Annotated in this window: 24 protein-coding genes; 8 read left to right on the top strand and 16 right to left on the bottom strand. The window is 68.0% G+C overall.

Going from position 1 to position 22,992, the window contains the following annotated elements:
- The first annotated feature begins 2 nt into the window (after window positions 1-2).
- Entirely contained in the window at window positions 3-611 is a 609-nt protein-coding gene (locus tag OCL97_RS05695) for a hemerythrin domain-containing protein (protein WP_304777325.1), read from the top strand.
- A 9-nt stretch (window positions 612-620) separates the two neighbouring features.
- On the opposite strand, the gene OCL97_RS05690 is transcribed toward OCL97_RS05695, so the two are convergent.
- The 5 genes from OCL97_RS05690 to OCL97_RS05670 form a co-directional block, all read right to left on the bottom strand.
- On the bottom strand, window positions 621-1,808 hold the full coding sequence (locus OCL97_RS05690) for a molybdopterin molybdotransferase MoeA (RefSeq protein ID WP_377368386.1): 1,188 nt from the start codon (window positions 1,806-1,808) through the stop codon (window positions 621-623).
- Window positions 1,805-2,344: a molybdenum cofactor biosynthesis protein B gene (gene moaB / locus OCL97_RS05685; protein WP_377368384.1), complete on the bottom strand. Its 540-nt coding sequence runs from the start codon at window positions 2,342-2,344 to the stop codon at window positions 1,805-1,807. Before moaB ends, OCL97_RS05690 begins: the two co-directional genes overlap by 4 nt.
- 27 nt (window positions 2,345-2,371) lie before the next feature.
- Window positions 2,372-3,661: an acyl-CoA dehydrogenase family protein gene (locus tag OCL97_RS05680; protein WP_377368382.1), complete on the bottom strand. Its 1,290-nt coding sequence runs from the start codon at window positions 3,659-3,661 to the stop codon at window positions 2,372-2,374.
- 125 nt (window positions 3,662-3,786) lie between these two features.
- Window positions 3,787-4,191: a SirB2 family protein gene (locus tag OCL97_RS05675; RefSeq protein ID WP_377368380.1), complete on the bottom strand. Its 405-nt coding sequence runs from the start codon at window positions 4,189-4,191 to the stop codon at window positions 3,787-3,789.
- 47 nt (window positions 4,192-4,238) lie between these two features.
- Window positions 4,239-5,525, bottom strand: a complete 1,287-nt coding sequence (locus OCL97_RS05670; RefSeq protein ID WP_304777320.1) for an O-acetylhomoserine aminocarboxypropyltransferase — start codon at window positions 5,523-5,525, stop codon at window positions 4,239-4,241.
- 107 nt (window positions 5,526-5,632) lie between these two features.
- Here OCL97_RS05670 and OCL97_RS05665 point away from each other — a divergent pair, with 107 nt between their 5' ends.
- From OCL97_RS05665 to sppA, 3 genes are all read left to right on the top strand, one after another.
- Entirely contained in the window at window positions 5,633-5,830 is a 198-nt protein-coding gene (locus tag OCL97_RS05665) for a hypothetical protein (RefSeq protein WP_377368378.1), read from the top strand.
- 194 nt (window positions 5,831-6,024) lie between these two features.
- The gene (locus OCL97_RS05660; protein WP_215341652.1) at window positions 6,025-6,489 is read left to right on the top strand and encodes a chemotaxis protein CheW; all 465 of its coding nucleotides are present in this window, start codon (window positions 6,025-6,027) and stop codon (window positions 6,487-6,489) included.
- Window positions 6,490-6,576: 87 nt separating this feature from the next.
- Complete coding sequence (gene sppA / locus OCL97_RS05655; protein ID WP_377368376.1) at window positions 6,577-8,352, top strand: signal peptide peptidase SppA; 1,776 nt, start codon at window positions 6,577-6,579, stop codon at window positions 8,350-8,352.
- Here sppA and OCL97_RS05650 read toward each other — a convergent pair whose 3' ends face one another.
- Window positions 8,353-9,438: a retroviral-like aspartic protease family protein gene (locus tag OCL97_RS05650; protein ID WP_377368374.1), complete on the bottom strand. Its 1,086-nt coding sequence runs from the start codon at window positions 9,436-9,438 to the stop codon at window positions 8,353-8,355.
- Window positions 9,439-9,571: 133 nt separating this feature from the next.
- Between OCL97_RS05650 and OCL97_RS05645 the strand changes: the two genes are divergently transcribed.
- On the top strand, window positions 9,572-10,369 hold the full coding sequence (locus OCL97_RS05645; protein WP_377368372.1) for a hypothetical protein: 798 nt from the start codon (window positions 9,572-9,574) through the stop codon (window positions 10,367-10,369).
- A 78-nt stretch (window positions 10,370-10,447) separates the two neighbouring features.
- Here OCL97_RS05645 and OCL97_RS05640 read toward each other — a convergent pair whose 3' ends face one another.
- A complete protein-coding gene (locus OCL97_RS05640; protein WP_305762154.1) occupies window positions 10,448-12,100 on the bottom strand; it encodes a peptide ABC transporter substrate-binding protein in 1,653 nt (550 codons plus the stop codon).
- Between the two features lie 10 nt (window positions 12,101-12,110).
- Here OCL97_RS05640 and OCL97_RS05635 point away from each other — a divergent pair, with 10 nt between their 5' ends.
- Window positions 12,111-12,650 carry a hypothetical protein gene (locus OCL97_RS05635; protein WP_377368369.1) on the top strand — a complete coding sequence of 180 codons (540 nt, stop codon included), beginning with the start codon at window positions 12,111-12,113 and terminating at the stop codon, window positions 12,648-12,650.
- Window positions 12,651-12,689: 39 nt separating this feature from the next.
- Here the strand turns inward: OCL97_RS05635 and OCL97_RS05630 are convergent, their stop codons facing one another.
- Both OCL97_RS05630 and oppB read right to left on the bottom strand, forming a co-directional pair.
- Window positions 12,690-13,598, bottom strand: a complete 909-nt coding sequence (locus OCL97_RS05630) for an ABC transporter permease (protein WP_304777296.1) — start codon at window positions 13,596-13,598, stop codon at window positions 12,690-12,692.
- Window positions 13,595-14,518: an oligopeptide ABC transporter permease OppB gene (gene oppB / locus OCL97_RS05625; protein ID WP_377368367.1), complete on the bottom strand. Its 924-nt coding sequence runs from the start codon at window positions 14,516-14,518 to the stop codon at window positions 13,595-13,597. The genes OCL97_RS05630 and oppB overlap by 4 nt, the downstream gene beginning before the upstream one ends.
- A gap of 113 nt (window positions 14,519-14,631) precedes the next feature.
- On the opposite strand from oppB, the gene OCL97_RS05620 reads away from it, so the two are divergent.
- A complete protein-coding gene (locus tag OCL97_RS05620; RefSeq protein ID WP_304777294.1) occupies window positions 14,632-15,042 on the top strand; it encodes a TIGR01244 family sulfur transferase in 411 nt (136 codons plus the stop codon).
- On the opposite strand, the gene OCL97_RS05615 is transcribed toward OCL97_RS05620, so the two are convergent.
- Window positions 15,039-15,242, bottom strand: a complete 204-nt coding sequence (locus OCL97_RS05615; RefSeq protein ID WP_370690195.1) for a hypothetical protein — start codon at window positions 15,240-15,242, stop codon at window positions 15,039-15,041. The two genes, OCL97_RS05620 and OCL97_RS05615, sit on opposite strands and share 4 nt — an antisense overlap.
- Before the next feature lie 110 nt (window positions 15,243-15,352).
- Here OCL97_RS05615 and OCL97_RS05610 point away from each other — a divergent pair, with 110 nt between their 5' ends.
- Window positions 15,353-16,252 (top strand): MBL fold metallo-hydrolase, encoded by a 900-nt coding sequence (locus OCL97_RS05610; RefSeq protein WP_305336872.1) that lies wholly within the window; start codon window positions 15,353-15,355, stop codon window positions 16,250-16,252.
- A gap of 51 nt (window positions 16,253-16,303) precedes the next feature.
- On the opposite strand, the gene OCL97_RS05605 is transcribed toward OCL97_RS05610, so the two are convergent.
- The 6 genes from OCL97_RS05605 to OCL97_RS05580 all read right to left on the bottom strand — a co-directional run bounded on the left by OCL97_RS05605 (window position 16,304) and on the right by OCL97_RS05580 (window position 22,935).
- Window positions 16,304-16,429: a hypothetical protein gene (locus OCL97_RS05605; protein ID WP_377368364.1), complete on the bottom strand. Its 126-nt coding sequence runs from the start codon at window positions 16,427-16,429 to the stop codon at window positions 16,304-16,306.
- Between the two features lie 88 nt (window positions 16,430-16,517).
- Window positions 16,518-17,555 carry an HWE histidine kinase domain-containing protein gene (locus tag OCL97_RS05600; RefSeq protein ID WP_377368362.1) on the bottom strand — a complete coding sequence of 346 codons (1,038 nt, stop codon included), beginning with the start codon at window positions 17,553-17,555 and terminating at the stop codon, window positions 16,518-16,520.
- A 105-nt stretch (window positions 17,556-17,660) separates the two neighbouring features.
- Window positions 17,661-20,447, bottom strand: a complete 2,787-nt coding sequence (locus OCL97_RS05595; protein ID WP_377368360.1) for a long-chain-fatty-acid--CoA ligase — start codon at window positions 20,445-20,447, stop codon at window positions 17,661-17,663.
- 113 nt (window positions 20,448-20,560) lie between these two features.
- The gene (locus OCL97_RS05590; RefSeq protein ID WP_377368358.1) at window positions 20,561-22,009 is read right to left on the bottom strand and encodes a sulfatase-like hydrolase/transferase; all 1,449 of its coding nucleotides are present in this window, start codon (window positions 22,007-22,009) and stop codon (window positions 20,561-20,563) included.
- 62 nt (window positions 22,010-22,071) lie between these two features.
- A complete protein-coding gene (locus tag OCL97_RS05585; protein ID WP_377368356.1) occupies window positions 22,072-22,509 on the bottom strand; it encodes a response regulator transcription factor in 438 nt (145 codons plus the stop codon).
- A 33-nt stretch (window positions 22,510-22,542) separates the two neighbouring features.
- Complete coding sequence (locus OCL97_RS05580; RefSeq protein WP_304777287.1) at window positions 22,543-22,935, bottom strand: hypothetical protein; 393 nt, start codon at window positions 22,933-22,935, stop codon at window positions 22,543-22,545.
- Between the last annotated feature and the right edge of the window lie 57 nt (window positions 22,936-22,992).

The following is a 22,992-nucleotide window of genomic DNA, read 5'->3' as shown; positions in this document are numbered from 1 at the left end:
CCATGATCCCGATCCCCACCCCTGGACTTGATCTCTGGGCGCGCGAATTGGCCAAGCGATCCCCAGAGGCCAGCGACATCTTCCGTGTCAGGGGCCCCCTGACGAAGTTGGAGAAGCTTGAGCGTGACCTGACCGCAGCCACCCGTGGAGGCAAGACCGCCGAGCGCGCGGCCGGAAAGCTGATCGAGCATATCCTGGAGCGCTATCACGAAACACATCGCCGCGAGTTCCCCCAGGCCATCGAGCTGGCGCGCACCGTGGAGCGGGTTCACGCCGGCGACCCCGATTGCCCCCGCGGCCTGGCCGACCACCTGGCGGTCATGGCCGACGACCTGGAGGGCCACCAGCTCAAGGAGGAGAACATCCTCTTCCCCACCATGCTGGCCGGCTCGTGCGGGGTCCTGCGATTCCCCATCTCGCGCATGATGGCCGAACACGACGACGTCTATGAGCAGCTCGACCGCCTGGCGGCCCTGACCCGGGACTTCACCCCGCCCCGGGACGCCTGCAAGACCTGGCGCGCGCTCTCCCAGGCCTGCCGCAAGCTGGACCGAGACCTGCGCGAGCACATGCGCCTGGAGAACGACGTCCTCTTCCCCCACTTCCTGTAGGCGAGGTCCTCAGAACTCGAGGACCTCGACCCGGTCTCCGATCGCCGCGGCCAAGTCACCCGGTCGACGACGGATAAGCACGTCGGCCAGGGCCAGAGCCCTTTGGGACGAGGAATCCTGGTCCGACAGCGGGGCGACGCCCGCCGCAAGGCGTTGTCCGCGCACGAAGGTCTCCCGATCGCCGCAGGCCTCCAGCGCCTGCGTCAGCGGCGCCCGGCGCCAGGCGAGGGCGCGATCCGGCGCCTGCCCGCCCAGGCCGGCCACCAGCGGCGCCAGCAGCAGGCGCGCCGTCACCAGGGCCGCGGTGGGATTGCCCGGCAGGCCCACCACCAGCTTGCCGCCGGCTCGCCCCAGCCAGACGGGTTTTCCAGGCTTGATGGCCACCTTTGCGAACACGCAGTCCAGGCCGAACGGCGCAAACATCACCTTGGCGTAGTCGCGCTGGCCGACGGAGGCTCCGCCGGTGACCACCACCAGGTCGGCGGCCTGCAGCGCTTCGCCGGCGGCGGCCTGCAGCAGGGACAGGTCATCCCCAAGCCGCCTTCGGCCGATGACCTCTCCGCCCCAGGCGCGCACCAGGGCGGCTAGGCCGAAGGAGACGCTTTCGGGGATCGACGCCCCACCGCCGGGACCCTGGCCCGGCTCATGCAGCTCGTCGCCGGTGCTGAGGATCATCACCCTTGGCCGGGCCACGACCGCCAATTCGGACTGGTCGGCCGCGGCGGCCGCAATCAGCCTCTGTGGTGTGAGCCGCAGGCCCGCAGCCAACAGTTCGTCGCCGGCCCGGAAGTCGCAGCCGGCCGCGCGGACATGCCGCCCACCGCAGGGGGCTTCGGCGAAATAGGCGACGCCGCCTTCATCACGCACCGCTTCCTGCACCACCACCCGGTCGGCCCCCGCAGGGGCCGGAGCGCCAGTGTAGATGCGCACGCAGGCGCCCGGCGCCAGGGGCTGTCCAAAGCCCTGGCCGGCATAGGCGACCCCCACCACCGGAAGGCTGACCGAGCCATGCGACAGGTCGGCCTCCCGCACGGCGTAGCCGTCCATGGCCGAAACCGCGACGGCAGGTGACGCCCCCCTCGCCACGAGGGGAACCGCGAGCACGCGGCCGTCGGCCTGGTCGAGCCCGACGCGCTCCGTGGCCAGGGGCCGGGCCAGTCCGGAGACCAGGGCCGCGGCGGCGTCGAAGCTGATCAATTGCAGACGCCCCGATAGCGCGGGATCTGGCCCACCAGCGAACAGGGGCGGAAGCGGCTGTCGAATTCCTCGGCGAGCACCAGGTCCCAGGCGTCCTTGCAGGCGCCGGTGGAGCCAGGGACGCAGAAGATGAAGGTCTCGCCGATCTGGCCCGCCAGGGCGCGCGACTGCAGGGTCGAGACCCCTACCGTGCCCTGGCTGGCCTGGTGGAAGACGACCGAGAAACCGTCCATCGTCCTGTCCAGCAGGGGCGTAACCGCCTCGGGCGTCACGTCGCGCGGCGAGAACCCGGTGCCGCCGGTGGTCAGGATGACGTCCACCTCGGCCGACGCCGCCCAGGCGCGGACCTGGGTTGCGATGGCGCCCACCTCATCGGCCACGATGGCGCGGGCGGCCAGGACGTGACCGGCGCTGGTCAGCCGGTCGGCCAACAGGCCGCCGGAGGTGTCGGTGACCTCCGTCCGGGTGTCGGAGATGGTCAGGACCGCGATGTTCAACGGGTGAAAGGGCAGCCGTTCGTCGATGCCGGTCTTCATGGGGTGTCGGGTTCCAGGATTGTGGGTCTAGGCCGGGGTCGGGACCTGCCCGGCGTCCAGCGGCGCGCCGTCGCGCCAGGCCCGCAGGCGCGCGCCGTGGCGGCCCATCTCCAGCTTGGCGATGGCCCGCTTGTGCACCTCGTCAGGGCCGTCGGCGATCCGCAGGGCGCGCATGCCGGCATAGGCGCGCGCCAGGCCGAAATCTTCTGATAGGCCCGCACCGCCGTGGGCCTGCATGGCGTCGTCCAGCACCTTCAGGGCGGTGCGCGGCGCGGCCACCTTGATCATCGCGATCTCCAGCTGGGCGGCCTTGTTGCCCACCTTGTCCATCATGTCGGCGGCCTTCAGGCACAGCAGGCGGGTCATCTCGATCTCCAACCGAGCCTCGCCGATCCGTTCCTCCCAGACCGATTGGTCCGCCAGTCGCTTGCCGAAGGCCACGCGGGAGAGCAGGCGGTCGACCATCTTCTCCAGGGCCACCTCGGTGGCGCCGAGCGCGCGCATGCAGTGATGGATACGGCCCGGGCCGAGACGGCCCTGGGCGATCTCAAAGCCTCGCCCTTCCCCCAGGATCAGGTTCTCCACCGGCACCCGGACGTCGCGCAGCATCACCTCGGCGTGGCCATGAGGGGCGTCGTCATAGCCGAAGACCGGCAACATGCGGACCACCTCGAACCCGGGGGCGTCGGTGGGGATCAGGATCTGGGACTGCTGGGAATGGCGGGCGCCCTCCGGATCGGTCTTGCCCATCAGGATGGCGACCTTGCAGCGCGGATCGCCAATGCCCGAAGACCACCACTTGCGGCCGTTGATGACGTAGCTGTCGCCGTCGCGGCGGATCGAGGTCTGGATGTTGGTGGCGTCGGAGGAGGCCACGTCGGGCTCGGTCATCAGGAAGGCCGAGCGGATCTCGCCGTCCATCAGCGGCCGCAGCCACTGGGCCTTTTGCGCGGCCGAGCCATACTGGCGCAGCACCTCCATGTTGCCGGTGTCGGGCGCCGAGCAGTTGAACACCTCCGAGGCGAAGGCGACCCGGCCCATCTCCTCGGCGCACAGCGCATATTCGAGGTTGCTCAGCCCCGGCCCCGTATAGGCGTCGTCGTCCTGTTCCGATGGGTTCAGGAACAGGTTCCAAAGTCCCTCGGAATAGGCCCGCGCCTTCAGCTCCTCCACGATCGGGATGACCTGCCAGCGCGCTGCGCCCACTTGGTTGGCTTGCTGCTGATAGAGCGGAATGGAGGGGTAGATATGCGCCGCCATGAAGGCCCGCACGCGGTCGCGCCACAGCGCCTGACGTTCAGACAGGTCAAAATTCATGTGCGGCCTCCACCACTCGATGGCGAGCCTTAGCCCCCTGGGGCGCCGCACACCTTGACGGGGGTCAACTCGGCTCTCGAAGATGATCACGCCGGCCGCGCGCCATCTCGCAAGCTGAGCGAGAACTAGGCGCCGAGGCTCGCGAGTAGGCCGAGGGGGCTATGCGCCCGCGCCACGCTGACAATGAGGCCGAACACACAGAGGGCGGCCACCCAGAAGCCAATCCGGACCGAGCGGGAGCGTCTGGGGGAGAAGGCCATGGAGCCAAGGCCGATATAGACCACGAGCAACACCACCTTTGTCGTGAGCCAAGCATCGGTGAACGGGTACTGCTGGATGATGGTCGTCAGCATGAGCGCCGCGGCGAGCAGCGCCGTGTCGATCACCCAGGACAGGATCCGCACGGGCAGGACCTTCGGCCAGCGCGCCTCCAGCAGGTTCCAGGCCCCACCACGCAAGGCGAACAACAGGCCGCTGGCCACGACCGCCCATATGTGGATCGTCCGAATTGCGGGATAGAATTCCTCCACGCGTCCTTCCTGATCACTGGCGCTTCATGGCGACGTTTTGAGCGAGATCAGAGGCCCGCCAACGCCTGGTCGAGGTCGGCGATGATGTCCTCGATGTGCTCGAGACCCACTGACAGACGCACCACATCTGGACCGGCGCCGGCGACGATCTGGTCGGCCTCCTCCAACTGCCGGTGGGTGGTGGAGGAGGGGTGGATGATCAGGCTGCGGGTGTCGCCGATATTGGCCAGGTGCGAGAACAGCTTCACCGAACTCACCAGCTTCACGCCGGCGGCGTAGCCGTCCTTCAGGCCGAAGGTGAACACCGCCCCGGCGCCCTTGGGCGCGTAGCGTTGAGCCAAGGCGTGATAGCGATCCTCCGGCAGGCCGGCATAGGAGACCCAGGCCACCTTGGGATGGGCCTGCAGCCATTGGGCGACGGCCAGGGCGTTCTGACAGTGCCGCTCCATCCGCAGCGGCAGGGTCTCGATTCCGGTCAGGATCATGAAGGCGTTGAAGGGGGAGATCGCGGGCCCGAGGTCGCGCAGGCCGAGCGCGCGGCAGGCGACGATGAAGGCGGCCGGGCCGAAGGCCTCGGTGAAGACCTTGCCGTGATAGCTGGGATTGGGCGTCGAGAGATAAGGGTACTTGCCGCCGGCCGCCCAGTCGAATCGGCCGCTGTCGACAATCATGCCGCCGATGGAATTGCCGTGGCCGCCGAGGAACTTGGTCAGGGAGTGGACCACGATGTCGGCCCCATGGGCGAAAGGCTGGCAGAGGTAGGGAGAGGCCAGGGTGTTGTCGACCACCAGGGGGACGCCCGCCGCATGGGCCGCCTGCGCGATGGCGGCGATGTCGGAGATCACTCCGCCGGGGTTGGCGATGGACTCGATGAACACCGCGCGGGTCTTGTCATTGATCGCCTTGGCGTAGTCGGCGGCGTCGTCGGTGTCGATGAAGGTGACGCCCCAGCCCATCTTCTTGAAGCTCTGCGAGAGCTGGTTGATCGAGCCGCCGTAGAGCTTGCGGGAGGCGACGATGTTGCAGCCGGGCTCCAGCAGGGTGTGGAACACCAGGAACTGGGCCGCATGGCCGCTGGCCACCGCCAGGCCGGCGATGCCGCCCTCCAGGGCGCTGACCCGGGCCTCCAGCACGCTCTGGGTCGGGTTGCCCAGCCGGGTGTAGATATTTCCGCCGGCCTCCAGATTGAACAGGGCCGCGGCGTGATCGCTGTCGTCGAACACGTAGGAGGCCGTCTGATAGATCGGCGTGATCCGCGCCTTGGTGGTTGGGTCGGGCGTGGCTCCGGCGTGGATGGCCAGGGTCTCAGGGCGCTGGGCGGCGGCTTGGCTCATTGAAGTCTCTATGTCAGGGGCGGACGGTGTACGCCTCTCATAGAGGCCTGACACCGCTCGGTCACCCGATCCTTCTCATCCCCCGTGGGCCGTACGAAAAGATCATCGTGCATGGGCACAGTTGGCGCGGCGACACGGCCGAGGTCCTGGGTCATCGCGTCGGCCTGGATACCGGCGCCTACGCGACCGGGGTTCTGAGCGCTGTTCGCCTGGATGGCCCCGAGCTTGCGATCCTTACGGCGCGCGATCCGCAGGCCGGCCCCTGGAACCCCTGGGCGATACCCCTCAACGACCAGTCGACCTGACAAGGACCGCCCCCCGGGCCAAGTGACCTGCGATCTGGATCGCTGACGGCAGGCGTCGCAGGCGCGACAACGCGCCACGCCCATGAGCGCCAAGCCTGGGACCGCGATTTCCGAAACATTAACCGTAGCGGTTCAGACCTGGGGCTGGCGTCGTGCGCAACGGCGCCGCTAGGCCATCCAGCGGGGAAGTTCTGATGCAAGCGACCGGGGGTTTGCCGCACGTCGGCGCCGAGCTCATCTCCATCATGGCCGGCGGGCAGCAGTTCGCCATCGACATCATGTCGGTGCGCGAGATCCGCGGCTGGACCGCCTCGACCCCCCTGCCCCACGCGCCATCCCACGTGCTGGGCATGATCAACCTTCGCGGCTCCATCCTGCCGGTCGTGGACCTGGCCTCGCGCCTGGGCCTGGGCATGGCGACGCCGAACCAGTCCTCCGTCGTGGTGGTCACCCAGATTCATGACCGCGAGGTCGGCCTGCTGGTGGACGCGGTCTGCGACATCCTCACGGTCACCGAGAACATGCTGCACGAGCCGCCGGACGTGGGCGCCGACCAGGTGCGGGAGTTCGTCGACGCGGTGATGTCCACCGACGAGGGCATCGTCAGCCTGCTGTCCCTGGACAACGTCCTGCCCAAGAGCCTGGCCCTGGCGGCCTAAGGAAAATCTCCCGCCCGGATTGCAGGGACTTCATTTGAACCAAACCCGCCGCCATATAGCGTAAGGCGACTTTCTCGCGGGATTCCCATGAAGCAGTTTCTGATCACCGCGGCCGGCGTTTTCGCGGGCCTGGTGCTGTTCCTCGTGGGCGTGCCCTTCCTGCTGATCGCCATGGCCGCCAGCGCCGCGCGGCCTGACGTGACACCCGCGCGCGCGGTCCTGGCCCTCGACCTGCGCCAGTCGCTCTCGGACCAGGACCCCTCCAATCCCCTGGCCGCCTTCGGCCGCAGGTCGATGTCGGTGATGTCGGTGATCGAGACCCTTCGCCGGGCCGAGACCGACGGCAAGGTCAAGGCGGTGCTGGTGCGCCTGCCCGAGGGCGGCATGGAGCCGGCCCAGGCCGATGAACTGCGCCTGGCCTTCAAGCACTTCCAGGCAGCGGGCAAGCCGATCCTGGCCCACAGCCAAGGGCTCTATCCCTCTGGCGTGGTGACGGCCACCTACATGCTCGGCGCCTCGACCGGAAACCTCTGGATGCAGCCGGGGGCCTCGTTCCAGGTCACCGGCCTGGCCAGCGAGGAGGTCTTCTTCAAGCGGCTGTTCGACAAGTATGGCGTCAAGGCCGACTACGAGCAGCGCTACGAGTACAAGAACGCGGTCAATCCGTTCCTGCACGACGACTATACGGCCGCCCACAAGGAAGGGACCCTGTCCTGGATGGGGTCGGTCTACCGCACCGGCCTGACCACGGCGGCCCTGGACCGTAAGAAGAACCCCGCCGCCCTGCAGGCTTCCATCGAGGCCGGGCCTTATCTCGCCGAGGAGGCTGCCAGGCTGGGGCTGATCGACAAGGTCGGCCAGGTGAAGGAGGCGCAGACGGCGATCCTGGCCAAGGCCGGCGACGGCGCAAAGCTGGTGGATTTCGACGACTACATGCGCGCCAACCACGACCGCAGCACCGGCTCGGGCCCCGCCATCGCGGTAATCGAGGGCGAGGGTGCGATCGTCACCGGCAAGGACGGCGCCCGCAATCCGTTCTCCGGCGGTTCGACCATCTTTTCCGATGACTTGTCGGAGGCGATTTACGACGCGGTTGAGGACAAGAACGTCAAGGCCATCGTCCTGCGCGTCTCCTCCCCCGGCGGCTCGGACACGGCGTCTGAGCAGATCCTGGCGGCGGTGCGCGCGGCCAAGGCGGCCAAGAAGCCGGTGGTGGTCTCGATGGGGACCTACGCGGCCTCCGGCGGCTACTGGATCTCATCCGAGGCCTCGGCCATCGTGGCCCAGCCCACGACCCTCACCGGCTCCATCGGCGTCTACGGCGGCAAGTTCGCCCTGGGTCCCGCGTTGGCCAAATACGGTGTCGACGTGCGCGAAACCACGGTGGGCAGCCCCTATGCCGGCGCCTTCGGCGTGGGCCAGGAGTTCTCGGCCAGCGACCAGGCCGCCTTCGCCGGATGGATGGACCGGATCTACGCCAACTTCATCGCCCGCGTGTCGGAGGGCAGGCGTCTGCCGGAAGCCCGGGTGCGCGAAATCGCCAAGGGCCGGGTCTGGACCGGGGCCCAGGCGCGTCAGCTGGGCCTCGTCGACGAGATCGGCGGCTTCTATCAGGCCGTGGACAAGGCCAAGGCCCTGGCCGACCTCAAAGGCGAGGTGAGACTGAAGCGGATGACCCGGCAGAGTTCACCCTTCGAGGCCCTGGAGAGCGCGCTCGGCGTGTCGGCGACCTCGCTGCAGACCCTGGCGGCGGCCGCCTGGATCCTGGGGGACCCGCGCGCTCAGAGCACCCTGGATGGACTGGTGGACGAGCGCCTGCGGAGCGGCGGCAAGGCCGCCGTCCTGGCCCCCCAGCCGTTCTAGTCAGGTCGGCGGCGCCGAACCGGGGAGGCCCACGACGGAAGGGGCCGCCTTGGCGCCTGTCTCGAACACCACCTCCCGGCGGCCGAAGTCGAGCTCGATGGTCTTGAAGTGACGCATGACGTCCATGCCGATCAGGATGGCGGGCCGGTCCACCAGGTCCCAGATCTTGAAGGTGTGGAGGTCGGCGAAGACACAGGAGAGGTTGCCGATCCGCAAGCCTCCCAGGCGCAGGCCCGGCAGCCGCGCCAGGTCGCCCGAGACCGTCTGCCCCGTGGCGCTAACCAGTTGCACCCGCGTCGTTCGCAGGGCCAGGCCCGGCTCCTGAAGAAAGGCGGCGTTCCGCAGGGCCAGGTTGCCCACGGTCGACTGGGCTCCGGAGTCCAGGAAGGCGGTGATGGCCAGGCCGACGCCCACCTCGGCGTCTATGATCGTCAGCTGGCCGAAGCGGTAGCGAGCGGGGACCACGACGATGTTGGGGTTGACCACAGGGGTCGCCAGTCGGCCCGTGCCGCCGGTGGTCGTCGTCTGGCGGAAGCTGGAATTCGAGGGGGCGATGTTGAAGCGGTTGCGCTCGAAGTCGAGCTGGACGTCGCGGCGGGTCAGGACATCGACCCCCAGCAAGCCGTCGGCGCCAAGGTTGCGGCGCGCCAACAGGGGCATGCGGATGCGCTTGGAGACGACGCTCCCGATGGCCAGTTGGCGAACATAGACGGTCTCGGCGGGTTCGACCCCGGCGATGCCATGGATGGCGGCGCCGCCGCCGCTGGGCAGACCCAGGCCCTGGGCGGTCTCGATGGACAGCACCGAGTGGTTGGCGCCGGTGTCGACGACGAAGGTGAAGGGGCCCTTGCCCTCGATCATCACCGGGACGGTCATCCGCTGGACGGGGTCGAAACCGGCCTGAAGGACCGCATCAGCGGCGGAGGATGGCGCCGTATCGGCGGGCGCTGGCGGCAGGGGCGTGTCGGCAAGGTTGACCTGGATCATGCGGCGATCGCCGGGCAGAGCCGTGGCGCAGGCGGCCAGCGGTCCGGCCGCCGCCAGGCCCCCGATCAGGCCCCGCCGCGTCTGGTCGAAACCACTCATCTTGTAGGCGCCGCCCCCCTTGGACCTTCGCCATGAGGCTAGCGGATTTTCCGTACCCTTAGCGCGACTTATTTTCGGTTGCGCCGGGACTGCCCGGCGCCTAGCGATAACTCTTGTTTCGAGGAGCGCTCCCATGGCTCAACCGGTCGCCGTCATCCGCAGCAAGCCTGACACCCTGGGGCCTGAGGTGCGGAAGTTCGCCCAGGCGCCGTTGCGCCAGACGGCGTTCCTCAACAGCGTGCCCAAGTGCGGCACCCACCTGCTGCGCAACATCGTGCGCATGTTCGTACCCACCGAGCAGCATTACGATCGCGAGTTCATCCAGGTGCAGAACCTGCAGCAACACATCGGGGCGCTGAACCCCGCGCGGCCGCAGTTCAGCGTGGGCCACCTGCTGTTCGCCGACATCTCGCTGATGGCCCTGAAGCACGCCAACCAGGTGATCCTGGTGCGCGACCCTTATGATTATGTGCTGGCGCGCGCGCGGTTCAGTCTGTCGGACCAGCTGGACCATCCCGAGCTGAACCCCCTGAAGAACGGGGCGGTCAGCGTCGAGCAGATGATGAACCTGATGATCTTCGGGATTCCGGGGAAAGGACCGGCCCTGCGGGAGGCCTTCACCTTCCATGCGGTGGGGTGGCTAGGCACGGGCGCGCACCTGGTCCGCTACGAGGACATCGTGGCCCACCTGAAGGACCTCGAGGCCGCCGCGGCGGAGACCTATTTCCGTGACCTGCTGGCGAAGTTCGGCATCGCCCTACCCGACGACTGGCGCGACCGCGTTCGGGTGGGGTCGGCGCGCGAACACAGCGCCACCAGCCGCGAGAAGCTGTCGGTGGGAATGACCCTGCCCGAGGTGCTGCCCGACGACCAGAAGCGTGCGGTGGACTTCATGGCGCCGGGCCTGCGCGAGTTGCTCGGCTACGGCTGACGGGCGCGCAGCCGCCCTTCCCAGGCGATGGGACGCCGCGCCTCTGAGCACGGCCACGCCGAAACCGAATCCCTGATGTCAGCCGGTCGTCCGCGGCATGCAGAGCCAGCGCGACCGGTGGTGATCCACCAGGTTGTCCTTCCAGCCGGTGATCTTCGGCGAGACTAGGTTCTTGTTCACGTAGAAGAAGACCGGCGCCACGGTGGCGTCGTCCAGCATGATCTGCTCGGCCTGGGCGAGGTATCCCGCGCGAAGGTTCACGTCGGGCTCATTGTCGGCCTTGGCCAGCAGGGCGTCGAACACCGGGTTCTTGTAGTCGCCATAGTTCTGCGATCCCGTGGAGGACTGCTGCAGATAGAGGAAGCTCATGGCGTCGTTGTAGTCGGCGATCCACGCAGCGTCGGCCACCTGGAAGTCCCGAGAGCGATAGGCCGCATAGGCGATCTGGGTCTCGTTCTGCATCAGGGCCGTATCGACCCCCACGGCCTTCCAATCGGCCTGGACCGCCGGCATGAAGAGCATCGGATCAGGGCTGTTGCGGTGCTTGATCTCGATCTTCAGCGGGTTCTTGGGACCGTAGCCCGCCTCCGCCAGCAGGCGACGGGCCTCGGCCTGACGCTTCTCCAGCGACCAGGTGGACCAGACCGGCGGCGCGGCGGGGGTGTAGTTCGCCACGCCCGGGGGCACGAAGGTATAGGCCGGGGTCTGGCCCCCGCGCAGCAGCTTGCCGGTGATGAACTCCCGGTCGATGGCCATGTCGAGGGCCAGGCGCACGCGCTTGTCCTTGAAGGCTGGCACCGAGGCGTTGAAGGCCAGGTAGGCGACGCCGAGATAGGTGTTGGTGTGAACGTACTCCGGCATCCGCTCGCGCAGGAAGGCGATGCGGTTGGACTGGATGTCGGCGTTCATGTCGAGTTCGCCACGCAGCACACGGCGTTCCGCGCCAATGGCGTCATTGGTCGGATAGTAGTTGATCTGGTCGATGCAGACGTTCGCCGCGTCGTAGAAGCGCGGGTTCTTCACCACGCCGACGTGGTCCCCCAGGGTCCAACTCTTCAGCATGTAGGGGCCGTTGGAGACGTAGTGGCCCGGCTGGCTCCAGGCGTCGCCCCACTTCTCCACCACGTGCTTGGGCACCGGCAGCATGGTCTGATGCTTGGCCACCTCGGTGATGTAGGGGGCCGGGTGCTCCAGGGTGATCTCCAGCACCTTGGGCGAGATGGCCCGGGCGCCCAGTTCCGCGCCCGGCAGCTTGCCCTCGTTCACCGGCTGGGCGTTCTTGATGAAGTAGATAAGCGAGGCGTATTCGGCCGCCGTCTTCGGATCCAGGATGCGGCGCAGGGAGAAGACGAAGTCGTCGGCGGTGACCGGCGCCCCATCGGACCAGACGGCGTCACGCAGATAGAAGGTCCAGGTCTTGCCGTCGGGACTGCTGGTCCAGCGCTCGGCCATGCCGGGGATCGACTTGCCGTCGATGTCCGACGTCGTCAGCCCGACGATCAGGTCGGAGATGATGCGGTCTTCCCAGGTGCCGGTGGACTTGTGCGGATCCAGGCTGGCGGGTTCGGAGCCATTGCCCACCTGCAGACAGATCTTGCCGGCTGGACAGGCCGGGCGCGAGACCTTCTGGGAGCAGCCGGCCGTGGCCAGGAGCGAAAAGGCGGCGAGCGCCAACATCATCGGCTTGCCGCGCGACCGCAGCGCCTTATCAATGCGGGATATCGAGATCATGGGGCCACGGATGACACAGTTTCCCACGCGCTTAAAGCTGGTGGCCCTCGGTGTGGCCGCCTTTGCCCTCTCCAGCGCAGCGTCAGCCGCCGAGCCCAGGGCCGCGGCGCGCACAGCGACCTTCCAGAACCTGATCGACTGCAAGGGCAAGACCGAGGCCGCCGAGCGGCTGGCCTGCTACGACGCCGCGGTCTCCAGCCTGGACGTGGCCGAGAAGCAGGGCGACATCGTGGTAGTGGACCGCGAGCAGGCCCGGGCCGCGCGCCGTCAGGCCTTCGGCTTCACCCTGCCCTCCATGGCGATGTTCGATCGCGGCGAGAAGCCCGAGGATCTGGACCGGGTGACCACCGCCGTGGTTCGAGCCTATCAGGGGGGCGACCGCCGCTGGACGGTGGAACTCGAGGGCGGCGCGGTCTGGGCCCAGAACGACAGCGAGATTCTCGCCCGCCCGCCCAAGGCGGGCTCCAAGGCCGAGATTCGCAAGGCGGCCATGGGCTACTTCATGAACCTGGACGGCCAGCGCGCGGTTCGCGCCCGGCGGGTCAGGTAGGGGAGCGGTCCTTCTCCCTTGCGGGAGAAGGATTCGTGATCACCGGTCCTTGGGATCGATCGCGTCGCGCAGGCCGTCGCCGATGAAGTTGAAGCTCATCAGGGTGATGACCATGGTCACCGACGGGAACACCAGCAACCACCAGGCCAGCTCCATGTCCTGGGCGCCGCCGGCGATCAGGGTGCCCAGGGAGGCCATCGGGGGCTGCACGCCCAGGCCCAGGAAGCTGAGGAAGCTCTCGGCCAGGATGACGGCGGGGATGGTCAGGGTCACATAGACCACCACAGGCCCCAGCAGGTTGGGCACGATGTGCTTGGTGATGATGGAGCCTTGGGTCAGGCCCGCAGCCCGGGCCGCCTCGACGAATTCCTTGTGCTTCAGCGACAGGGTCTGGCCGCGCACGATCCGGCTCATGGTCAGCCACTCCACCGCCCCGATGGCGATGAAGATCAGGATGATGTTGGAGCCGAAGGTCACCATCAGCAGGATGACGAAGAAGATGAAGGGCAGCGAATAGAGGACATCGACGATGCGCATCATCACCTCGTCCACAACCCCGCCGACAAAGCCCGCCACCGCGCCCCAGGCGACCCCGATCACCAGGGAGACCAGAGTGGCGATGAGGCCGATGGACAGGGAAACCCGCAGGCCCATGAGCAGCCGGGCCAGCAGGTCGCGGCCAAGCGAGTCGGCGCCCAGCAGGTGGCCGCCGGTCAGCGGCGCGGCCCAGACGTCGTTCTTGTTGATCTGATCGTAGGCGAAGGGGGTCACATAGGGCCCGATCAGGGCCACCAGCACCAGGATGGCCAGCATGATCATGCCGCCCACCGCCCCCCAGTTGCGCAGCAGGCGACGGCGCGCGTCGTCCCACAGGCTGCGGCCCTTGACGGCGGTCTCCATGAGGGCCGCGCCTTCGCGCGAGCCGGGAGCGAGGATAGGAGTGCTCACGACAGCCTCACGCGGGGATCGAGGACCGCATAGAGCAGGTCGGCGACCAGGTTCAGGAACAGGATCAGGGCGGCGTAGAAGATCACCATGCCCATGACGACGGTGTAGTCGCGCTGCAGGGCGGAGATCACGAAGAACTTTCCGAGCCCCGGCAGGTTGAAGATCTTCTCCACCACCAGGGAGCCGGTGAGCAGGCCCGCGCAGGCCGGGCCGAGGTAGCTCACCAGGGGCAGTATGGCGGCTCGCAGAGCGTGCTTAAACACCACCCGGTGGGCCGGAAGACCCTTGGCCCGCGCCGTGCGGACATAGTTGGAATGCAGCACCTCGATCATGCCGGCCCGGGTCAGGCGCGAGATGATGGCGATCTGAGGCAGGGCCAGGACGGTGATGGGCAGAATCAGGTTCTGGATCGCCCCGTCGTTCCACCCGCCGTTGGGCAGCCACTGCAGGATCGAGCCGAACAGCAGCACCAGCAGCGGCGCGGTCACGAAGGTGGGGATGCAGACTCCGATGATCGCCACGCCCATGACGCCGAAGTCCACCCACCCATTCTGCTTCAGCGCCGCCAGCACCCCCAGGGTCACGCCGATGGCGCCGGCAAGCGTGATGGCCGAGAGGCCCAGGGTGAGGCTGACCTTGTAGTTCTCCTGCAGGATCTGCAGGACGGTCTTGTCCTTGTATTTCAGGGACGGCCCGAAATCGCCCTGCAGCACGCCCTTGAGGTAGTCGGCGTACTGCTCGCCCAGCGGCTTATCCATCCCGTACTTGGCCATGACATTGGCCTCGATCTCGGGCGAGAGCTTGCGGTCCATGTCGAACGGGCTGCCGGGCGCCGCGCGCATCATGAAGAAGGCGAGCGTGACGACGAGGAACAGCGTCGGGATGGCCACGAGGAGTCGTCGGCCTATGAAACGCAACATGGATTTGGAAGCTCAAGGTGGAGGGCGTTTTGACGGCCGGGCGTTGCGAAAGTTTCATCGCCCCCCGATGATGTCAACGAAGGGCCTCCTCCCACCTCAAGTGAAGTCAGACCATGACCGAATTCCGACGCGTCACCGACCAGCTCTCTGTCAGCCCACAGATCGGGTTGGATGACCTGAAAAGGGCCGCTGACCTGGGGTTCAAGCTGGTGATCAACAACCGTCCCGACGGCGAGGACCCGGCCCAGCCGAGCAGCGCGCAAGTCGAGGCCGCCGCCAAGGCGGCGGGGCTGCAATACGCCTACATCCCGGTGCGCGGCGGTCCGACCCAGGACCAGGTGGCCGAGGAGCGCTCGATCCTGGAAAACTCAGAGGGCCCGGTGCTGGCCTTCTGCCGGTCCGGCACCCGCTCGATCATAACCTGGTCCCTGGGGGAGGCCATGGACGGCGCGCGCTCGCGCGACGAACTGGTGGAGCTCGGCCATCAGGCCGGCTACGACCTCAACGGCGTCCTCCCAGCCTAGCCTGGATAGGAGATGGGCACGCGGACCGCGCCAAGAAGGGCGGGTTCGTCGGGCTCGCAGCTGGCCATGGTCAGAATCAGTTGCGCCGTCATGAGACACATCAGGGCGAAGACCACCCGCTGAAGCCGTTTTGAAACAAACATCACCGCCTGCGCCGCCATAACCGCCTCACAATCCTGAACTGAGGCGCTGCTGCGCAAGGTCGGCGCCGGGAGTCGATAAGCGCCGCCCTTTTCTTTAGTCTGTCGCGTGACGGTCGCCTGAACCGGTACCCACTTCAGGCTGTCACGCTCCCAAAGGAGACCGCCCGATGATTCCCTACGTCCGCGAGATCAAGTTCGACTACGGCAAGGCTGACCAGGTCTCCCCCCTGATCCGTCGGGTGGTGGCCAACAATCCCGGTCCCTTCACCTATCTGGGCACCGGCACCTACATCATCGGGCGCGGCGAGGTGGCGGTGATCGACCCCGGTCCGGACATGGACGAGCACCTGGAGGCCATCCTGGGCGCCCTGGAGCCGGGCGAAAAGATCACTCACATCCTGATCACCCACCACCACTCCGACCATTCGCCCCTGGCGGGGCCGCTGAAGGCGCGGACCGGGGCGACCATCTACGGCTGCGCCGTGGCCGAGATCCCGGTGGACGACAGCGGCGTGCGGATGGAGGCGGGCGCGGACTTCGGCTTTTCGCCGGACGTCAGCCTGTGTGGCGGTGGTCAGGTGCTGGAGGGGCCAGGCTGGACGCTGGAGGCGATCGCCACCCCCGGTCACACCTCCAACCACATCTGCTTTGCGCTGAAGGAAGAGAACGCGCTGTTCTCCGGCGATCACATCATGGGCTGGTCGACAACGGTGATCACGCCGCCGGACGGCGACATGACAGATTACATGGACAGCCTGGACCTGGTTAAGGCGCGCGACTTTTCCATCCTATGGCCGACCCACGGGCCGCCGGTCACCGAAGTGGCGCCGTTCATCGACGCCTATATTGCTCACCGCCGGGCCCGCGAGGCTCAGGTACTGAAGGCTGTGACCGAGGGCCATGGCCGGATTCGGGAGATGGTCCCGGTGCTCTATGCCGACGTTGATCCCAGGCTCCACCCCGCGGCGGCGCGCTCCGTGCTGGGCCACATGATCGACCTGGTGAAGCGCGGCCTGGTGACCACCGACGGCAAGCCCGGTCCCGACAGCGACTACCGCCGCGCCTGACGCCGAACCTCAGGCGGCCTTGCCTGGCTCCGACTGGCGAACCGGGGCTGCCTACAGGTGTTTGCGGGGCGCCGAATTGGAATAGAAAGCGCCCCATCCCAACACGAGGATGAAGCTCAGGAAGGCGGTGATCACGCCGCCGAGATAGATCTGCTGGATCAGGCCGATGTCAGGCATTGGGGTCTCCTTTGGACCCCAATCTGGCGAGCGGGATTGCGGCGGCCTTGACCTAGATCAAGTCCACGCCGGGTCCCGGCGCACGCCCCTACTCGCCGGCCTCGGCCGCGAGATCCAGGACCAGCGCCTCCTCGCGGGTGGAAAGCGGCAGATGGATCAGGCATCTCAGGCCTGACGGATTGTACTGCACCTCCGCCCTCCCCCCGTTCTCCTCGCCGAAGGTGCGGGCCAGCAGCCGGGTTCCGAAACCCCGGCGAGTCGGGATCGCGACGGCGGGCCCGCCATGCTCCTCCCAGAGAAAGGTCAGGTGCCGACCGCCGGCGCCGTCGTGGGCCAGGTTCCAGTCAATCCGCACCGCCCCGTCGGGGCTGGTCAGCGATCCGTACTTGAGGGCGTTGGTGGCGAGTTCGTGCAGGGCCAGGGCCATCGAGACGGCCTGCGGCGGACTTAGCCGCACGTCGGGGCCATCGAAGACGATGCGGCTCTCTCCGCCGGCGTGGGGGGCCAGGGCCTTGCGCAGGATGGTGTGCAGGTCCGCGCCCGCCCAGTTCTCGTCCACCAGCACCCGGTGGGCCTCAGAGAGCGTCAGCAGCCGTCCGGCCAGATCACCGCGGGTTTCGCTGCTGACCTCCCTGCCTCGGAGGGTCTGCTCGGCGATGGATTGCACCGTGGCCAGGGTGTTGTTGATCCGGTGGTTCAGCTCATTGAGCAGCAGCACCCGCTGCTCGTCCGCCCGCTTGGCGGGGGTCTCGTCGCGCATGACCTTCAGCAGGCAGGTGAGGTCCGGGTCGCGCATCAGCATCGTCATGCCGTTGGCCCAGAAGCGCCCGCCGTTCTTGCACAGGTGCCAGCGGGAATCTTCGGCCCGCCCGTCGCGCAAGGTGGTCGCGAGCTCGATCCTGTCCTCCCCCGCCGAGCGGTCGGACGAGGTGAAGAGCAAGGAAAAGTTCGATCCGACGATCTCGTCCTCAGTGTAGCCGGTCATCCGCTCGGCGCCCGGACTCCAGGAGGTGATGGTCCCGTCGAATTCCATCGTCAGGATCGCGTACTCGACGGCCTGCTCGATGATCGCCGCCGCGAGCCGGTTGTCGCGAATGTCGATCCGTCGCGGGGGCTGAGGGGTCATTGGCGTCCAAGGGGCGAGCGTTGCGTCGCTCCAACGAGCCGCCTCCCTATTCGTTGCGCCTTCGAGCCCCTCCGTTGGCTGTCGCTCCCGAAGTCCCGGCGCGGATCAGCTCCGCATCGCTCCGATCAGCTCCGTCACCCGGGCGCAGTTGGCGCCGAGGTCGGATACCGGAACGCGGCCGATGGCGCGGACATCGATGCGCGAGCCCTGGGGCGCGGGCAGGACCCGGACCACGACATCATTCTTCAGACCGAAGGCCAGGCTGCGGCCGGTGGCCTCAATGCGGCCGGTGGCCGGATCGTCGGTCACCAGGGCGAGGCCTGCCTGTTCGACGGCGGCCTTGGCCTGGGCGTAGGCCTGCCCTGGCGCCTGGGCCAGGACCAGCGGCCGGGCCTCGGCGCAGGTCTCGGCGTTGATGTCGGCGATGCGGCGGCCGGCATAGGCGAAGGAGTCCATGGGCCGCATCGGATCGGCCTCCACCATGATCGCCTCCGGTCCCCGCTCGCGCATCATCTTCTGGGAGAAGGTGAGCGGCATGGTCCAGTCGGTGGAGACGTCATTGATGGGCGGATTGGTGATCTGGGCCTGACGGGCCCAGAGATAGCCGCCGAAGGTCGCGCCGCAGAGGATCAGCACCATCAGGGCGCGGGCCCAGTAGCGGCCGAAGCCAGCGAACAGGGCGATGATGATCCCCAGCAGGCCCGCGGCCACGGCGATCATGGTCACCTTGGGCGCCCATTCCAGGGCGATGACGCCCAGGCCGGTCTTCCAGTCCATCAGGCCGTAGCGGGTGCCCAGCATGCCCGCGCCCACCATCAGGGCCGGCGTCAGGGCCACCAGGGTGGCCAGGTTCAGATAAAAGCCCGCGAAGCCGTCGCCCTTGCGCGTCTTCGTCCGGCGCGGAACCAGGGGCGCCCCGAAGGGCTCCTCGTCGGAGGGCGAGCCGAAGGTCAGGGGCGCATGGACTTCGGGCGCCGGGATAGCGGAGGCGCGCGTCTCGGACGCGGGCTCAGCGGGAAAAGGGGCGATGGCCTCCGCCTGCGCCTCCACGGCCGGAGCGTCATCCAGGGTCGGCGTCAGGACCGTGAGTCCGGAATAGCTCTCCTCCTGGGTGGGCCTGGCCGCGGGAGACCATCCGGCGTGGTCCTCCTGCGGCGCGGGCTCGGCGTGGGCGTGAACCTCCGGTTCGGCAGGGGCCTCAGGCTCCGGAGCGTAGATCTTCGGCTCGGGTGGAGCGGCCAGGGCGATGGTCGAGGCGGCGGCCGCAGCGGCGGTGGGCAGGACATAGTCGGCCATCCGGGTGCGGATCAGCTTCTTGTCGATCTTGCCGGTGGCGCCCAGGGGGATGTCGTCGACGAAGACCACGTCGTCGGGCATCCACCACTTGGCGATCTTGCCTTCCAGGAACTGGAGGAATTCTTCCTTGGTGGCCTCCTGGCCAGGCCGCAGCTTGACCAACAGCAAGGGCCGCTCGTCCCACTTGGGGTGGGCCATGCCGATGACGGCGGCCAGCTCGGCCTTGGGATGGCCGGCGGCGATGTTCTCGATCTCGATGGTGCTGATCCACTCGCCGCCGGACTTGATGACGTCCTTGGCGCGGTCGGTGATCTGCATGAAGCCGTGCTCGTCCAGGGTGGCGACGTCGCCGGTGTCGAAGAAGCCCTGGTCGTCGAGGATGTGGCCGCCGTCGCCCTTGAAGTACTCGCCCACCACGAACGGGCCCTTCACCAGCAGCTTGCCGAAGGTGTGGCCGTCGCGGGGCAGGTCCTGGCCCTCGTCATTGGTGAGCCGCAGGTCGATGCCCAGCGGCGGGCGGCCCTGCTTCAGCTGGAAGCGAAGCTGGGCCTCGTCATCCATGGCGGCGATCTTGTGGTTGGGCGTGGCCTGGGTGCCGAGCGGCGAGGTCTCGGTCATGCCCCAGGCATGGGTGACGGCCACGCCGTACTCGTCGCGGAAGGCCCGCACGATCGCCTCGGGCACGGCCGAGCCGCCGATGACGACGCGCTTGAGGCTGTTGAGGGTCCCGTTGGTGTCGCGCAGGTGGGTCAGCAGCATCTGCCAGACGGTGGGCACAGCGGCCGAGAAGGTGACCTGCTCGCTCTCCAGCAGCTCGTGGATCGAGGCGCCGTCCAGCTTGGCGCCGGGCATCACCAGCTTGGCGCCCACGGCGGGCGCGGAGAAGGCGACGCCCCAGGCGTTGGCGTGGAACATGGGCACGACCGGCAGGACGGTGTCCGTCGCCCCGATGCCGAGCACGTCGGCGCCCATGGTCACCAGGGTGTGCAGGAAGTTGGAGCGGTGGCTGTAGAGCACACCCTTCGGATTGCCCGTCGTGCCCGAGGTGTAGCAGAGGCCCGCCGGCGAATTCTCGTCGAAGCCGCCCCAGACGGCGTCCTCGGACACCTGGCTCAGCAGGCTCTCATAGGAATGGGCGCCGGGCAGGCCGGCGGTCATGTGGGCGTCGTCGGTGAAGACGATGATGTGCTGGACGGTGGGGATCTGGTCGCGGATCCCGGCCAGGATGGGCAGGAAGGTGAGGTCGGTGAAGATGACCTTATCTTCGGCATGGTTGATGATGTAGACGAGCTGCTCGGAGAACAGCCGCGGATTGAGGGTGTGGCAGACCGCCCCCATCCCCATGATCCCGTACCAGGCCTCGATGTGCCGGGCGGTGTTCCAGGCCAGGGTCGCGACGCGGTCGCCCGGCTGGATGTTCAGGCCCCTCAGGACGTTGGAGACGCGCTTGGCCCGCGCATGGACCTGCGCATAGGTGGTGCGCATCATGGGACCTTCGACGGAGCGCGAGACGATCTCGCGGTCGCCGTGCCAGGACTTGGCGTGATCGATGATCCGGTCGACCGTCAGCGGCCAGTCCTGCATCCTGCCTTGCATCGAAACGCGTCCTCCACTGCGGCCTCTGAACGGGCGCGCGACAGGCTAGTTTTTGCCGGGCTCCGACGCAACGCCGCGCCCTTGTGACGCGAGGGTTTTGGTGAAGAATTGCGTCAGAGGTGCGAGGCCGGCCAGCGTCCGGTCCCGCCATTGTCGATCAGCAGGCCGGTGAGGGTGCGGTCGGTGTGCTGGGCGCGCCAGGTGAGCATCGCCTGGGCGTGGGCGAGGATGACACCGGTGTCGGTGACCGGCGTCCGCCAGGTGGGGTCGGCGGCAAGGTCGAAACAGAGCCATGCGCCGTCGCCGAACTGGACATAGGCGGCCTCCTCCGAGCGCAGCACCGCCAGATTCTGCTGCTCCAGCCGCCGGTCCCACGGCCAGGCCTGGACGCCCTTGGCGATGTTGGAGCCGCGCCAGTCGAATTCCCAGTGGGCGGCGGCGCGCCAGTGGGGCGGGTCCTCGCCCGCAAGGAAGGGCGTCAACGGCAGGCCGTCGCACTGGTCGGGGACGGGCAGGCCCATGGCCTCGCAGAGCGTGGGCAGGAGATCCACGTTCTCGGTGAAACGGTCCACCACCGCGCCGTGGGCGCGGGGCTGGCGCGGGTCCCGGACGATATTCAGGATGTGGTAGCTCTCCTCGAAGAACCCCGCCTTCTGGATCAGGCCGTGGTCGCCCAGCTGCTCGCCGTGGTCGGCGGTGACGACGATGAATGTGTCCTCCCACTGGCCGGACGCCTCGAGGGCCGCCCACAGGCGTCCGAGCTGGTGATCGACCTCGCTGACCATGCCGAAGTACTGGGCCCGGAGCTGCGCCATCTCCGTCGGGTCCTCGGGCGCGCCAATGGCGCGGCGCAGGCCGTCGTGCAGCCGGTGGCGATCTTCAGCGGGCGCGATGGGCGGCGCCATGTCGGCGGGGTCGTACATCGTCGCGAATCGCCCCGCCGCGCCATAGGGCGGGTGCGGTCGAAGCTGGGACAGGTGGGCGAACCAGGGGCCGTCCTGGGCGGCGATCCAGTCCAGCAGAACGTCGGTGTGATAGGCGGACAGGCTGTGCTCGGCCGGGCGACCCGGCTCGCCGCCGACCGCCCCCTCATAGTCATCCGGCACTTCGTGGCCCAGGCCGCGCAGCCAGTCGACCCAGACGCCGGGATTGTGGGTGGCGAAGTTCAGCCCCACCTCGAAGCCCGGCAGCACGCCCTCCCAGGACCTAAGGCGCGGGTCGTCGGGGCCGGTGGCGTCCCGGGGGTCCACCGCCTGGTCAGTGTAGCCGAACAGGGTTGGCCTATAGCCGGCCCTGCGCGCCGCCTTCGCCACATTGTCCCACCGCCGGTCCAGGGGCGTGCCGTTGGCCACCACCCGATGATTGAGCTGGTAGGTCCCGGTGTAGAGACTGGCCCGACCCGGACTGCAGGGGGCGGCCTGGCTGTAGTGCCGGGCGAACCGCACCCCCTCACGGGCCAATCTGTCGAGATGCGGCGTCTGCACGACCGGATGGCCGGCGCAGGCCAGCGCGTCGCCGCGGAACTGGTCGAGGGTGATGAAGAGGATGTTCACGACGCGCACAATGGCCGCAGCTTCACCGCGAAGGGAAGCTGAGGTTGTCCGGCGATCAGTCCTCGCGGGCGCTAGACCATCGCCGTGCGGAGGGACTGGGCGGCGGGCGGCGGGGCGGGCGGGGTGTGACGGCGGAACTGGCGGGCGACGCGCTCCAGCACATCAGCACCGCTGAAGGGCTTGGCCAGGCAATCCCGGGCGCCCAGCGCCACCGCCCGCTGGATGTCCTCAGCGGACAGTTTCTTGCCCATCACCAGGACGGGGAAGTGGATCCCCTCGCCGCGCGGATTGAGGGCGCGCAGCACGTCGAAGCCGTCCATCTCCGGCAGGTTCAGCTCCAGGATCATGGCGGCCGGACGCGCTGTCTTCACGGTTTCCAGGGCCGAGGCCCCGGTGCGAGCCACGAAGGTGTGGCAGCCGGCGAGGTCGAAGCGAATCTGCAGCAGCTCCAGCACGGTGCGGTCGACGTCGCAGATCAGGATCCTGCGGCCCTGGCTCTCGAGGTTCATGGGTGCGCGCCTTTGAGGGTCGGGACGGAGGGGTCAGAACAGGTCAAGGTCACCCGCCTCGTCGCCGTCATTGATGCCCTTCTCCTCGCCGCCCAGGGCGCTGAACATGCGGTCGGCCAGGGCGCCCAAAGTCATCCCGCCGAGCGCGTCCTCCACCGAGGCGGTCACCTCCTCAGGGATTCCAGCGCTGAGGTGACGGGCGAAGGTCGAGAGACTGGTGAGCTGCTGGCCCAGCAGATCGACCGTGTGCATGCCCTCCACCAGTTTCTCGCGGTGTTCCGGGGGCAGGATGGTCATCAGCTGGCCGATCAGGACGTCGAGCTTCATGCAGCGGGCGCCGGCCAGTTCGATCTCCCAGGCCAGGACGCCCACCATGCTGGACACGCTGGCCTCGAGCACCTCCGCGGTCTGTTGCTGCGCGCCCATAACACCGATCTCCGAGTTGTGCGGTGAGCCTTGGGTGCTCTTGACTAACGGAGAATG

The organism is Phenylobacterium ferrooxidans (assembly GCF_042714595.1).
Classification (GTDB): Bacteria; Pseudomonadota; Alphaproteobacteria; order Caulobacterales; family Caulobacteraceae; genus Phenylobacterium; species Phenylobacterium ferrooxidans.
The sequence above is the reverse complement of the archived record's forward strand: the minus strand, read 5'-3'. Positions and strand labels throughout refer to the sequence as shown.